Raw genomic sequence first — 13,903 nt, forward strand, 5'->3', positions numbered from 1 at the left:
TAACGCCGCATGTTTTGCCGCGTCTGGTCAGTGGATATTCAACCGAGAGGACTATCTCCATGCCACTGGATATCTGGCATTCCGAGGCCAATCTGGTCACTCTCAGAACCCGCTAGGCTTCTGCTCTTGGCGGGACTTTCATGCGTTGCTGGCCCCGCGACCGATGGGGGCACAGTTTTGTCCAAAACACGGGCGTCTTTATTTTTTGCCTGTGCAGAGGGAGGATGCCATGTGTCTCTGCCGTATGGGTGCGGCATGATTGCTGCTTGAATACCGGTTTTGCCAGCAGGTTGCCATGCTGCGTGTGCACCATGGGCGCAAACCCTCCAATACGGCAGATATCTGCCATTTATAGAGGGAAATGTCTGTGCGCCCTATGAAGTTTATGCACATTATCCACAGGGTTATTCACGGGGGGTGTGCGGGTGCTGTGAATCAGGTTGAAAATGGGGCTGCCAGCACTATTCGTTACCCTGATGTTTTTCAATGTCATGGAAAGCTATTTCTACTGCCGTGTAGAACTTGGATTCCGGGTTTTCTATACAGGCCTGTTTTATTTTCTCGGACCCGTAAGTCATGTTGCTCACAAAGTCATTGGTATTGATGTTGGGGTTGCTCTGCGTCAGGTCATTGCTAAGACCGCTGATGTACCCTTGAGCCCATGCCAGAAATTTTTCATCCGAGCGTGGGTTGATGTCCAGCAGCTTCAGGTATTTTTCACACAGAAAATTGCCAAGCCCAATAACATTGCTTTCGGCTTTTGCCGGATGCGGGACAAATAGCGCAATGCTTAAAAGAAAAACGGTTTTTACGGTGATATTCCGTAGCATCATGGTTCTTTTCCTTATGGCGGCTAATATGCCTAAGTTCGCTTTGTTATGGATGCCCTATGGCATATTTATGCTGAAAAATCTCTATGTTCATAATGCAGAGCGGGGTTTGATGCATAAATCCGGGGTATTATCCCAGAAATTCATTTAATTTTCATATGTAAATACTGGAATAATACATTTAGCAGTCGGGTTTGCCGCCCGGCCCTGTCTCCTGCAGGAACAGGGTCAGTATTCCGGCCAGAACAATGCCTGCCAGCCCAAAGCTGAATGCTTGTGTGAACTGCGCTCCCGTTAAGGCTGCCCATGGCCCAAATGCTGCAAAAGCGCGGCAAACAGGGGCGATACAATGGCGCTCATGACAAACACCAGAAAATTGATGGCCCCCGTGGCGCTCCCCTTTACCTCATCGGCATTAACCTCCTTGATAATGGAGTAGGGGATCATCGCGGCACCAGAGGCCACCCCCAGCACAAATGCCAGAACATAGGGCGGAAAGGTGTTGCCCGGCAGGTAAATAATGGCGGCCACACTGAGTGCCATAACCGTAATGCCCCCGAGCAGAACGGGTTTTCGGCGGCCTATGCGGTCAGTCAGATAGCCCAGAGCGGGGCAGCCTACCATCCAGCCAACCGGCACCATGGCGGCGCGCATAACGGCTTCATGGTACCCAATGTGCCAGCTCTGGGTTAAAAAACTGATGCCCCATGTCATGCTGCCAACGGTTGTGGGCAAGAACAGCAGGCCCGAACACAGGCCGCATAAATAGGACTGCGGGTTGGAGAGCACACTCCTATAAGGCGCAAACATGGAGCCCGTGGGGTGTGTTGCCGCGTCCCCCGTCTTGCGCTCGGATGGAGTCAGGAAAAATATAAAAACGGCAACAATGGCAATCATGCCGCCCGTATCAATCCAGAAAAAATGCCAGTTTATAACATCGTGTATAAGCCATGCCACGGTTGACTGGCCCATGGCTCCCCCCAGCATGCCAGCGCACTGGGTAACCCCAACAGCCGTGGCCAGATGCTGTTTGGAAAAACCGCGTGCGGCCAGGTACACAGCCCCTACAAAGGCAAAGGCCGAGCCTGCGCCCTGCATCAGGCGGCCAAGGGCTGCCAGCCATTCGTTCCCCCAGCCAAACAGGCATGTGCCGGTGGCCAGCACCAGTGCGCCAAAGGCAATGGTGTATTTGGCCCCCCATCTGTCCACCGCCGCACCGGAGATAATGGAGCATAGGGAATAGGTGTAATAATACAGCCCCAGCAGGACCCCAGCCCCACGGTTGTCAGCCCAAAGGCCGAGACCAGCTCGCCCACCATAACGCTGGGGGCAGAGCGGGTGGAATACTGCAACCAGTAAAACACCAGGCACAAAAACCACGCGACAATATAGGCGTTCTGGTTACCGGTCGCCGGTTTTTGTGGGCAGGACGGTGCGGGTTGCGGGGCCGGTGGCATGCGGTCATTCCGTTAATGCATATTTAAAATAAGTCATTTGTCGCGGATTTATAAAAAGGATTTCCCGGTTTTTTACAAGTTATTGCGCGCGGCCCTCATGAGCTGTGCGTGCATCCCCTAATTTGGGGGGGCAGGTGTGCGCCCTTGCTACGGCACGGGCGGTAATCCATGTTTTTGGGGAGTTTTCGGGCGGTATCTGGCCAATGCGGGGCCGCCGGGTGCTTGTGGCGGCAGGGTGGCTCAGGGCCAGATAGCCATTAGATTGGCGGGCAAAGGCGCTGCCCGCCGGGTGTCGCCGTGGTGTTTACACGGTGTTTGAGCTGGACTGTGTGCTCAGGAGAGGAGCAGCACAATCACCAGTCCCCACATGGTCAGTAAGGTATTGCTCACCGCATAAGGCACTGTGTAGCCAAGCATCGGCACGTTGCTCTTGGCAACATCGGCCACCATGGCGACCGAGGCCGTGCTGGTGCGTGCGCCCCCGCAGCAGCCCAGATTGATCGCGGGGTCAAAGCGGAAGATGTATTTGCCAATGAGGGGGGCGACCAGCATGGGCAGAGCACTTGCAAACACACCCCAGAAGAACACGCTCACCCCCGCCTGCTCCAGACCTTTGATAAAGGTGGGACCGGCCGAAATACCGACAACCGCAATAAAGATGTTCAGCCCGACCGTGTTCATGAACCATACGGAGGCAGAGGGCACATTGCCCAGCTTGGGCGTAACCCCGCGCAGCCAGCCCAGAATAAGCCCCGCGATCAGCGCCCCACCGGAGGAGGAGAGGGTAATAGGCACCCCCCCAATAGGCAGCACGAGCGAGCCAAGCAGCCCCCCCACAAAAATACCCCCACCCACCAGCACCATGCTGGTCACATTGGTCGGGCGGTCCGCGTAGCCTACATTTTTGATAACATCGGCCACGTGCCTGCGGGTGCCGGTAATGTTGATAATGTCGCCACGGTTAATGGCGGTCTGGGAGAGCACGGGAATGTCCACATTCATGGACCCCCGACGGATGGCGTTAATGTAAATGCCACGGGCATAGGGGGCTGTGGACAGGTCAATCAGGCGCTGGCCGTTCAGCTTTTTGCTGGTGACGACAATATCAACCGTTTCCACCGGAATTTCTATCAGTTCCTGATCGGCAACCTCCTCGGCATGGTTGGACCAGTAGACCAGTGCTTCATGCGGGCCGGAGACGGCAACAATATCGCCCTCGTGCAGGAGGGTGGTGTTGTCAAAGGGAATGATTTTTCCATCCCGGCGCAGGTTTTCCAGAAAAATGCGGGTCTTTTGCGAGTTTTCCGCATCTTCCACGGTTTTTCCAGCAATTAGCCCAGCAGTTTTCAGCTTGTAGGCGCGTACGATGTAGCTGTGCCAGGCCGTGTTGGCGCCGCCATCCATGGGGCGGATGTTCATGTCGCGCTCATAGCGCTCGCATTCCTGTGCCAGATTGATGCGCAATAGCTTGGGGCCGAGAAAAGCCAGTATCCAGCCCGTACCCACCGTGCCGAACAGATAGGTGACCGCGTAGGCTACGGGTATGGCGTTCAGTTCGGCCTGCGTATGCTCCGCCGACAGGCCACTGCGGTTGATGGCGTCAGTTGCAAGCCCGATGGAGGCAGAAATGGTCTGCGACCCTGCCAGCAGCCCCTCGGCCATGCCCGGCCCATAGCCCGATGCAATGGCGGCCACATACACGCACCCTAGGCATAAAAAGGAGATGATGACGGCAAAAATGGCCTGCGGCAGACCGTCATTGGCAATGCCCCGCACAAACTGCGGCCCCACACCAAAGCCCACGGCAAAAAGGAACATGATGAAAAAGACGGATTTGACCTGGGGCGAAATGGCAATGTCCAACTGGCCAACCAGCACCCCGGCCAGCAATGTGCCTGTCACAGCCCCAAGGCTGAAACTGCCGAACTTGAGCGACCCGACCCAGAAGCCGATCGCCAGTGTCAGAAAGATCGCAAGTTCAGGAGAGCCGCGTAGCGTCTCCGCAATCCAGTGCACTGTCATGTGTAAGCTCCTTTACCCGTAAGTGACAGTCTTGCCGGGTCTATGCAAAAAAATGCTCCCGCACGTCTGGTGCGGGAGCGGAGCAGAAGGCTGTTCAGCTTTTGGTTTGAACACGCTTGAGCAGTTTAAGGCCCAGAGCTTTGTTAAAGCCGTGGATCTCCTTCACATCCAGCTTGCGCATAAAGTCCACAATGCCTTGGGTAATCACCTGCCCCGGCACCATAATGGGGAAGCCCGGCGGTAGGGAATAACAAAGTTGGCGGACACAAGGGCCGGGCCGGATTGCAGGCGCTGGGCAATTTCGGGGCTGTCCAGCGGTATGTATTCGCACTCTGCTTCGTTATACGCATCATAAAAGGCGCGGCGGATATCCCCGTGCAGGGTGCTGGCGTTGGGCTGGTCGCGGTAGCGGTCATCAAAATGGCTGAAGTTGGGCAGATCGGGCAGGTCGTCCACCAGCTCATGCACCTTGTTTGCGAAGGATTTCTGATATCCATCGTCGTTATCAAGGAGTTTTTTCTCAATATCGGTTGCGATATCCACCAGAACACGGATCAGCAAGGCAATATCGGAGCGGTTGTTGTTGATGTTGGATTGCAGCAGAACGCTGTTGCGCGATGTTTTGTTGAGCTGGATGTTGAACTTGTCAGCCAGAATGTTCTTGAACGTCGTGCCATCAAAGCCCGCCGCCCCGCATGACAGGGTCATGCGCGTGGGGTCCAGCAGGAACTCGTCATTCTTGATGGACTGGAGTGCCTTGTCCCAGCTCAGTGCGGGGTCATTGTAATCGGCCAGACCGGACGTGCGGAACGTGTCGGGGATCATTTCCGCATTGTTGAGCACACGGAAGTATTTGGAAATCAGCGGGTGGCTGTTGATCTGTTTGCGAATTTCCAGCGCAATCTGCAAGGCATTGCTGACCAGCCCGTAGCCTTCAAGTTGCATCTGCCTGCGGGCAACATCCAGCGATGCAATGATCTGGAGGTTGGGGCTGGTTGAGGCATGCGTGAATACAGCCTCATGGAACTGGGATTCCACATGGTCAAAGTCCACATCCTTGACCAGCACAATGGAGCCCTGACGCAGGGCTGACATGGATTTATGCACGGAATTGGTCTGGTACACCCGCAGCCGCACGGCGCGCGGGTCTGGCACCAGCCGGGTGTTCAGCAGGGTTTCATCATCGGGGGTGTCCCCCAGTGCGTCTGCCTGCCTGTCCCATGCGGCCTGAGCCTGCGGGCTTGCAAGGTATTCGGTCAGGTTGGCAGCAGCCCCCATGGCTGTGCGCTGGCGCAGCAGGGGCGACCAGTGGGCAAAGCCAAACCATGCCTCATCCCACAAAAAGATCAGGTCGGGTTTAATGGCAAGGCATTCTTCCATAACCCGGCGGGTGTCATACACATGGCCGTCAAATGTGCAGTTGGTCAGGTCCACCATTTTAACGCGGGCAAGGTCACCGTGGGCTTTAAGGGCCAGCAGCGCCTGTTTGATCGTGCGCAGTGGCACCCCGCCATACATGGAGTATTCCACCAGCGGGAAGGCCTCCACATAATAAGGCTGCGCCCCGGCCAGTACGCACCCGTAATGGTGGGATTTGTGGCAGTTGCGGTCGAGAATAACAATGTCGCCCGGAGCCAGCAGGGCTTGGAGCACCATCTTGTTGCTGGTGGAGGTACCATTGGTGACAAAAAAGGCGTGTTCTGCCCCAAAGGCCTGCGCCGCCATGGCCTGCGCATCCTTGATGTTGCCGGTTGGCTCCAGCAGGCTGTCCAGCCCGCCGGTTGTGGCGGAGCTTTCGGCCAGGAACAGGTTGGGGCCGTAGAACTCGCCCATGTCGCTGATCCAGTTGGACGTAAAGACCGACTTGCCGCGCGCTATGGGCAGGGCATGGAAGGTGGCAATGGGGCGCTGTGCATAGCGCTTGAGGTTGTCAAAAAACGGTGTTCTGTACCGGTTGCGAATCCCTTCCAGAATGGAGAGGTGCAGCTCCAGCGGCTCTTCCATCTGGTAGAAAATGCGGTTGAAAAAGCGGCTTTCGGGCCTGCCTGCCAGCGTTTCGATGTTTCTGTCGCTCAGCAGGTAGATGTCCATTTCCGGGCGGATTTTTTTAATCGCCTGCGCCAGTTGCAGCACCAGTGCTTCATCATCCCCCACGGTTGAGAAGTCGATAATGCTCTGCAAGGCTGCCAGCAGGGGGTTTTCTACCGCACTTTTGGCTGCAAGCCCTTCGTACAGGACAACCGCCCCGATATCGGGGTTGAGCAGGATTCCCGTCAGGCGTCCTGCGCATTGCCGACAATAACCGGCTGGTAGATAAAATCGTCCTCGGGGCGGCGCACGCCGCGTGCTTCTTCCTGAATAAGCGGCCAGCGCGAGGGCGCATGCGGCACAACGCTCAGTACTTCAAAATAGGGCGTGTTTTTAAGGTGGGTTATGGCCTGCGGCAGGCGGTTGAGCGGTTCGTCATCATGGTCATCCATGTTCCATGATGCTGCATCCCGGTGGTATTTGCGCGAGACAATGGTGGTGGAAATACGCTGGGCCAGCCGCAGGAAGGCCCTATTGTCATCCTCGCCCAGAAAGCTTTTAAGCCGTTCAAGAAGCTGCGCGCCGGGGTAAGCAAAAACCGTTCAATCTCATCCAGTTTGACCAGAGCGGCGGAGAGATTTTTTTTAATATCTGCGCCATTGGCTGCCGACCATTTGCGCGCAAGGTCCAGAACCGCCAGCCAGCGGTCCGCGCGCAGGGCGGGCGTTGCCAGAGAGGCGCTGATAAGCGAACGTGAGGGCTGGTCGCAAGATGTGCTGGAAGACATGGAAGTTTTCCCTGTTTTATACAAAACTGAAGAAAAATAAGTCGGTTTTTAAGGTTTTGTGGTGGGGCTGGCGCTGCCCGTCATTTGTTGACGGGAATGGTCACCACAGCGCCGGGATTGAGGGTTGTTTTGGAAAGTTCAAGCAGCATCTGGGTAATTGTAAAAGCCAGCTTGCTTTCAAAATCCCCGCGCTCAATCCAGTAATAGTAGTGGTCGTACTGGATGGCGACAAATGCATTGTCAGGCTGTTTGCGCCCGGAGTGTACGTCCATCAGGGGTTTTTCGCCCGCATGGCCGGTGCTGTCCACGGATTTGCGCGTATTGCCGGAGGAGACCTCATCATCAGGAATCTGAATCTGGTAGGCAATCTGGCCAAGTATGCTCAGCATGCTGCGTGTCAGCAGTTTGATCTGCCCCGGAGCGGGGGCTCCAACACCATAGACCACTTCCATCCGGTCATATTTTGGAGAGAAGTTAAGTGCTTTTCTGGTTTTTTCCACAATGGTGGAGAGGTTGGGGTCTGATGTTGGGGAAATGCTCAGGAAAACACGACTGCTTTCCCCTTCCTTCCCATTGGCGCCGGGTGTCTGCTGCAATTGAATGTTCAAAAGACCTGCTGCCTGCAACAGCCGCAGGTCATGTACAAGCCCGAAAAAATCCACGCTATGTGCGTCTATCTCGGCATCAAGGTCACCCGCATTACGAGAAAATGGACGATTATTGCTCATAAGATTGATGGACTGCACAGACAGGCGCAGCAAAACATCTATGGGCAGGCCGCCCATGGCCAGCGGCAGCAGGCTGGCAGGCGGTAGGGGGCGCAGGAAGTTATGGGCGTAGGCATCCCCCGTCACTGGCTGGAAGGTAAAAGTCGGTGTTTCCTGCAACTGTGCGGCTATGCCGCCATTGGGACGTATGGGAAAAGTATCGGATGCAACACCAAGAAAAGCATTTCTCTGGAGCTGGTAGCCCGAGATCAGCTGTGTTGTATCCAAAAACCCGGGTGTATCCGCGTAGCGCAGGCGCACAAGGTTGGAGAGTGTCTGCCTTTTTCCGGCTTCGATCATGGAACTTGCGTATTGGTCCTGATCTTTTCCAAGTTTATAACTTCCGATACTGTAGCAACCACTTGTCAATAAAATGAGAGAGCCACACAATATTCTTTCAGCTACACGTTTCATGTGTCACCTTTCAGAATGTCGGATTTGCTCAAACATTCTAGAGTGAAAAATATAATACCTTGTTTTAGAGCATTATTCCCCGGAACCGGCAAGGTAGAATGTCCGTGTCACATTTTTGTGACGCATAATTCTTTATGATATTTGTTTATTATTTCGTAACTTGTTATTTAATACTTAACATTGTGTTTGTGGTTTTTCCCAAGGCTGATCCCTTGTGTTTTTGGAGTGTGTTCGGTTGAAAACTCCCGAACATATCCATGCGCATGCGGTGCAAAGCATGGGGGAAAACCCCCCTATGCACGAGGATAAAATGAAAAATACCTGTTTTTGACACTGGTTGTTGCCCTGTCAGTCTGTGCGACCAGCCCGGACAAGGTCAAGGCCAGTACATGCCCGATACGGCCTATGCCAGCCTGACCTGCCCGCAACTGGAAGAGGCGGAACTCAAACAGGGGGATGAGGTCTCGGGTCTGTATAACAGTCAAAGGCGCGCACATAAGACAGACACATGGACTGTGCTTGCTGTGGGTGTGCCCCTCTCCGGCATGCTGGATGAGGACAAGCAGGAGCACCTTGCGCGCGCAAAAGGCAAGCTGGACGCCATACACCGTGTGCAACATGCCAAGGTGTGCCCCGGTATTTCGGCCCCTGAGTGAGCATTTGACATTCAGGAAAAGAAAATTTGGTGTCCGCGGCGGGATTCGAACCCACGGCCCCAGGATTCATCCCACTACAGTTTTCACAGCCGCTCCGTTGCCGGAGCGTTTGTGGGCTGGACTGTCCCTTTGCCATGGACCTGTGTTGACAGGTCTTTAGGCACCGCCCGTCCAGTCTCTACACCTTCCGCCCCAAAGGGCGGCTTGGCTCGGGATTGGCAAGGCCCTTACAGGCCGTAGCGTTCCCCGACTTTGAGCGGATTCACCATAATGTTTCCAGTTATGGTGCCCAATTAAATAGGAATCCTGTGCTCTATCCTGCTGAGCTACGCGGACACACCGCTTGTGTATACTGAATGCCCAAGCCCCGGACAAGGGGAAAAGCAGGGCTTTACCGGCGGCTGTACAGGGCGGCGCGGGCGGCCAGTGTTGCAATATAGCGGCGGCAGAGCAGCACATCGGGGGCTCCTGTCTGCTTGCAGGCCAGCTCCAGCGCTTGCAGCTCCGCCAGTTCTTTGGTGAGTGCGTTCAGGGACCAGACCTCCAGCGCGCGGCCAAAGCTTGCCGTGCGTTTGAAAAAAACCGGCGGGCGCAGGGTCTTGAGCGCATCACTGCGGCTCTGCCCCTCCGCCATGGCGGCCCGGACCCGGCGCAGGCGGTGCAGATGGCCCATAAAGGCGCGAATAATGGCTATGGGGGCGGTACCTTCGGCCAAGGCACGCTCAAGGGCCGTGTCGGTTTCTGTCCTGTTGCCCTCGGTTGCAGCAAACGCTGCATCCTCCACCGATACGCTCCCGGCATCCCCAATGCAGGCGCGCACGTCCTCCAGCGCCAGTGTTCCTGTGTCCCCCGCATAGAGGGCCAGTTTTTCCACCTCGCTCCGTGCGGCGGCGCGGTCTGCACCCAGTCGGGCGGCCAGCCAGTGCAGGGCGTCCGCATCAATGCGCACATTGTGTACGCCCAGCATCTGGGTAATGGAGGATTCGAGGGTGCGCCCTTCCTCGGGGTAGCAGCCAATGCTTGCACACTGGGCCTGTTTTTCCATGAGCTGGCGCAGCTTGGAGCGCGAGGCAAGGCCGGGGGCCTCCAGTATGACCAGCGTGTCCGTGTTCTGGGCAAGAACATGCTCAACGGGTTTGAGCAGCGTATCGGAGGCGTCGCGCACACGCACAACCCGGCGACCACCCATAAGGGAGAGTGCGGTTGCCTCCTCCTCCAGCCGGTTATGGGTCTCCCTGTCCAGCAGGGCAATGCGGAAGGGGTCATCCAGTGTGCCTGCCAGCCTTTGCGTAGCCTGCAAGGCGCGTTCACGGATCAGCCCCGTATCCTCCCCATGCAGCAGGATAACACGCCACGCTCCGGAGTCGTTCAGAACGCGGGCAGTGCCTCGGGCGTCTATTTTCATGACCAGCCCGCCCCTGTGTCAGAAAGTGGTGTCGATCGGGGCGCGTCCGGTTGCCATGTCGGGAATGGCGTCAGCCCCCTCCTGCTCCGTGGGGGCGGCTTTTTCGGACTCGGGAATGCCGTTGGGTGAGGGGTAGAATGCCTTTGGCCGGTCATTGGGTGCGGCAGCCGGGGTGGCATGGGTTTTAAACCACGTGGCGACCTGCTGCGTCACCTGCTCTCCCAAAGCCTGCGCCATGCGGGCTTCGGTCGATTCCATGTTCAGGGTCTGGGCAAAATACTGTTCGTAGCTGCTCGTATAGCCATCCATGGCCTGAGTGTTGCCTTGGGCAAGCAGCCGGGGGTTGGCCTCTATGCTCACGAGCTGCCAGGTGGCCGAGGCTAGCATGCGCGTGCGCCCGCTTGTGTTGTCGCCATGGATATCAATGGCTTCAGCACTCAGGCTGGGCTGGACGACAAGTTTGTATTTGTGCGGGTCTTCTGGTCCGTCGCTGGCCATCTGGGATTGAAGAGCCAGACGGAGCTGCTGGCCAAAACGCTCGGGAATATTGGAGACGTAAACGTCCTTGAGTTCGTCTGAGGTATCTACCACGCCCTTTTCCTCCCCGTATAAAGGCCGGAATCCGCACCCGCTCAGGAGCAGGGGGGCTGCCATAAGGGCGGTTGCGGCCAGTGTGGCCTTGCAAAGGGAGAAAAAGGAGCGGGTCGGGGTCATCAGCCTGCCGTTACAAAATTGACAATGCGGTTGGGCACATGCACGCGTTTGACAATACGTTTGCCTTCCAGAAGCCGTGCCACGTTAGGTTCTGCCTCTGCACGGGCCAGCACGGCGGCGGCATCTTCGTCTGGCAGGGCTTCTATGGTGCCGCGGAGTTTACCCAGAATCTGCACGGCAATGGTCACCTGTGTTGCGGCCAGCAGGTCGGGCAGCGGGGTAGGCCATGCCTGTGTTGCGGCAAGGCCTGCGCTGGGTTCCAGTGCCGCAAACATTTCTTCCGCCAGATGCGGCATCATGGGCGCGCAGAGCAGGCATAGGATGTGGGCTGCCTCGCGCCGTGCAAAATCCATGCCTGCAACGCTGGCTGCTTTTTCTGCATCCGCCAGAGCGGAGGTCAGTTCGTGAATGCGTGCCACGGCTACGTTAATGGCAAAGCTTTCCAGCGCTTCGGTCACGGCCGCCAGTGTACGGTGCGTGGTGCGGCGCAGGGTGTCGGCCTTGCGGTCCATATCAGCCGGGCATGCGGGGGTGGCAGGCACGCTGGCGGCAACCGTGCAGACCGTGCGGAACAGGCGCTGGGCAAAACGTGCAGCCCCGGCCACACCGGCCTCGGTCCATTCCATGTCACGCTCGGGGGGGCTGTCGGAGAGAACAAACCAGCGCGCGGTATCAGCCCCAAAACGCTCGATAATGGCCACGGGGGCCACCGTGTTGCGCTTGGACTTGGACATTTTTTCCACCCGGCCCACGGTTACAGGCTCGGTGGTGCCGCGCTTGACCACGCCTTCGGTCGTGCGTTCCACCTCTTCGGGGTAGAGCCAGTGGCCTGCGCTGTCCTTGTAGCTTTCGTGGCTGACCATGCCTTGGGTGAACAGGCCCGCAAACGGTTCGTCTACATTCAGATTGCCCGTGCGGTGCATCGCGCGGGTAAAGAAGCGCGCATAAAGCAGGTGCAGAATGGCGTGCTCAATCCCGCCAATATACTGGTCCACGGCCAGCCAGCCATCTGCGGCCTCGCGCACGGTGGGGGTTGGGGCGTGGGGTGCGGTAAAGCGGGCAAAATACCACGAGCTGTCCACAAACGTGTCAAACGTATCGGTCTCCCGCGTGGCGGGGTTGCCGCAGCATGGGCAGGTGGTGTGCTTCCATGTGGGGTGGTGGTCGAGCGGGTTACCCGGTTTGTCGAATGTGACATCCTCGGGCAGTTTGACAGGGAGTTGGTCGTCCGGCACGGGCACGGCCCCGCATGTGGGGCAATGAATGACCGGAATGGGGCAGCCCCAGTACCGCTGGCGGGAAATGCCCCAGTCACGCAGGCGCCAGTTGACAATACCTTTGCCCACGCCAAGATCCTGCAGGCGGGCAATGGCGGTTTTGCGTGCCTGTTCGGTGGTCTGCCCGTCCAGAAAGCCGGAGTTGATCATGGTGCCATCGCCCGTATAGGCGGTGGTGGTGATGGCAAACTCCGCCTGATCCTTGCCTTCGGGCAGCACAACCGGGGTAACTGGCAGGGCGTATTTATGGGCGAAGTCCAGGTCGCGCTGGTCACCCGATGGGCAGCCGAACAGCGCACCTGTGCCGTAGTCCATCAGCACAAAATTGGCGATCCAGATGGGGAAGCTCTTGTCCATGAACGGGTGGTTGACGCGCAGGCCTGTATCAAACCCGCGTTTTTCCGCTGTTTCCACTGCCTCGACCGATGTGCCAAGGCGGCGGCATTCGGCTACAAAGTCTGCGGCCTGCGGGTTCTGTTCAGCCACCCACTGGGCCAACGGATGGTCCGGCGCAATGGCTAGGAAGGACATGCCAAACAGCGTGTCCGGGCGGGTGGTGAACACTTCCACCGCGTTCAGGTTGGTATCCAGCCCAACCGGGGGTTCATGTAGCGAGAAGGTGAGCTTTGCCCCTTCCGAGCGGCCAATCCAGCGTTCCTGCATGGTGCGTACGCGTTCGGGCCAGCGGTCAAGGGTCTTCAGCCCATCCAGCAGATCCTCGGCAAAGTCGGTAATGCGCAGGAACCACTGGGAGAGTTTTTTCTTTTCAATGGGAGCGCCTGAGCGCCAGCCCTTGCCGTCCACCACCTGCTCGTTGGCCAGTACGGTCTGGTCCACCGGGTCCCAGTTCACCCAGCTTTCGCGCCGTTCCACCAGCCCGGCCTGCATGAAGTCGAGGAACAGCTTCTGCTGTTTGCCATAATATTCGGGCAGGCAGGTTGCGATCTCGCGGTCCCAGTTGAGCGAAAAGCCGAGCCGCTGGAGGGTGGCGCGCATGGCGGCAATGTTGTTGAGCGTCCATTCCTGCGGGTGCACGCCACGCTCGCGCGCGGCGTTTTCTGCTGGCAGGCCAAAGGCGTCCCACCCCATGGGGTGCAGAACCGCAAAGCCGCGTGCGCGCTTGTAGCGGGCAATCACATCCCCCAGCGCGTAGTTGCGTACATGGCCCATGTGCAACTGCCCCGAGGGGTAGGGAAACATTTCCAGCACATAATACTTGGGCTTATCCGCCGGAGGGACATCCGGAACGGTGAAGATATCGGCTTTTTCCCATGCCTGCTGCCATTTAGGCTCGACTGAGTTGAAGTCATAGGAAGGGGACGGGCTGGAAGGCTGGGACATGAGACTCTGGATCTACGCTTGCAGGCTAGGGGAAAGACGAAAGGGCAGGCACGGCCGGGTGGGCGTGTCAGTCCTGGTTGTTGTTGTCGGCGCGGAGCTTGCGTGCGCGGGAGAGAATGCGCGTCAATATCGGACGCGGTGTTGGGGGCGGGGGGGGTATCGACCATGCGCCATCCTGCTTGAGCTGGCGGAACACGCTCAGGCG

The 13,903-nt window shown here is 57.4% G+C and carries 11 protein-coding genes and 1 pseudogene; 1 reads left to right on the forward strand and 11 read right to left on the reverse strand.

Going from position 1 to position 13,903, the window contains the following annotated elements:
• Nucleotides 1-461: 461 nt before the first annotated feature.
• The 7 genes from JCM25146_RS14375 to JCM25146_RS14400 form a co-directional block, all read right to left on the reverse strand.
• Nucleotides 462-833 carry an HdeA/HdeB family chaperone gene (locus JCM25146_RS14375; RefSeq protein ID WP_025828877.1) on the reverse strand — a complete coding sequence of 124 codons (372 nt, stop codon included), beginning with the start codon at nucleotides 831-833 and terminating at the stop codon, nucleotides 462-464.
• Between the two features lie 291 nt (nucleotides 834-1,124).
• Nucleotides 1,125-2,210 (reverse strand): MFS transporter, encoded by a 1,086-nt coding sequence (locus JCM25146_RS19825; RefSeq protein WP_242401172.1) that lies wholly within the window; start codon nucleotides 2,208-2,210, stop codon nucleotides 1,125-1,127.
• Between the two features lie 410 nt (nucleotides 2,211-2,620).
• Nucleotides 2,621-4,309, reverse strand: a complete 1,689-nt coding sequence (aspT, locus tag JCM25146_RS14390) for an aspartate-alanine antiporter (RefSeq protein ID WP_035372742.1) — start codon at nucleotides 4,307-4,309, stop codon at nucleotides 2,621-2,623.
• A gap of 204 nt (nucleotides 4,310-4,513) precedes the next feature.
• Nucleotides 4,514-6,490, reverse strand: coding sequence for a PLP-dependent aminotransferase family protein (locus tag JCM25146_RS19830; protein ID WP_051544288.1), 1,977 nt, complete (start codon nucleotides 6,488-6,490; stop codon nucleotides 4,514-4,516).
• 92 nt (nucleotides 6,491-6,582) lie between these two features.
• Nucleotides 6,583-6,789 carry a hypothetical protein gene (locus tag JCM25146_RS23045; RefSeq protein ID WP_051544290.1) on the reverse strand — a complete coding sequence of 69 codons (207 nt, stop codon included), beginning with the start codon at nucleotides 6,787-6,789 and terminating at the stop codon, nucleotides 6,583-6,585.
• Nucleotides 6,741-7,124, reverse strand: coding sequence for a hypothetical protein (locus tag JCM25146_RS23050; protein ID WP_199897765.1), 384 nt, complete (start codon nucleotides 7,122-7,124; stop codon nucleotides 6,741-6,743). Before JCM25146_RS23050 ends, JCM25146_RS23045 begins: the two co-directional genes overlap by 49 nt.
• An 80-nt stretch (nucleotides 7,125-7,204) precedes the next feature.
• Nucleotides 7,205-8,191, reverse strand: a complete 987-nt coding sequence (locus tag JCM25146_RS14400) for a hypothetical protein (RefSeq protein WP_025828881.1) — start codon at nucleotides 8,189-8,191, stop codon at nucleotides 7,205-7,207.
• Nucleotides 8,192-8,694: 503 nt separating this feature from the next.
• Between JCM25146_RS14400 and JCM25146_RS19835 the strand changes: the two genes are divergently transcribed.
• The gene (locus JCM25146_RS19835; protein WP_242401173.1) at nucleotides 8,695-8,961 is read left to right on the forward strand and encodes a hypothetical protein; all 267 of its coding nucleotides are present in this window, start codon (nucleotides 8,695-8,697) and stop codon (nucleotides 8,959-8,961) included.
• 391 nt (nucleotides 8,962-9,352) lie between these two features.
• Here the strand turns inward: JCM25146_RS19835 and holA are convergent, their stop codons facing one another.
• From holA to JCM25146_RS25190, 4 genes and pseudogenes are all read right to left on the reverse strand, one after another.
• Entirely contained in the window at nucleotides 9,353-10,366 is a 1,014-nt protein-coding gene (gene holA, locus JCM25146_RS14410; protein WP_025828884.1) for a DNA polymerase III subunit delta, read from the reverse strand.
• Between the two features lie 18 nt (nucleotides 10,367-10,384).
• Entirely contained in the window at nucleotides 10,385-11,080 is a 696-nt protein-coding gene (locus JCM25146_RS14415) for a lipoprotein (RefSeq protein WP_025828885.1), read from the reverse strand.
• Nucleotides 11,080-13,698 carry a leucine--tRNA ligase gene (gene leuS / locus JCM25146_RS14420; RefSeq protein ID WP_025828886.1) on the reverse strand — a complete coding sequence of 873 codons (2,619 nt, stop codon included), beginning with the start codon at nucleotides 13,696-13,698 and terminating at the stop codon, nucleotides 11,080-11,082. The genes JCM25146_RS14415 and leuS overlap by 1 nt, the downstream gene beginning before the upstream one ends.
• 67 nt (nucleotides 13,699-13,765) lie before the next feature.
• Nucleotides 13,766-13,903: pseudogene (locus tag JCM25146_RS25190) on the reverse strand (DUF3576 domain-containing protein); the annotation flags it as partial.

It is taken from the genome of Acetobacter okinawensis JCM 25146, assembly GCF_000613865.1.
In the GTDB taxonomy this organism is placed as follows: Bacteria; Pseudomonadota; Alphaproteobacteria; order Acetobacterales; family Acetobacteraceae; genus Acetobacter; species Acetobacter okinawensis.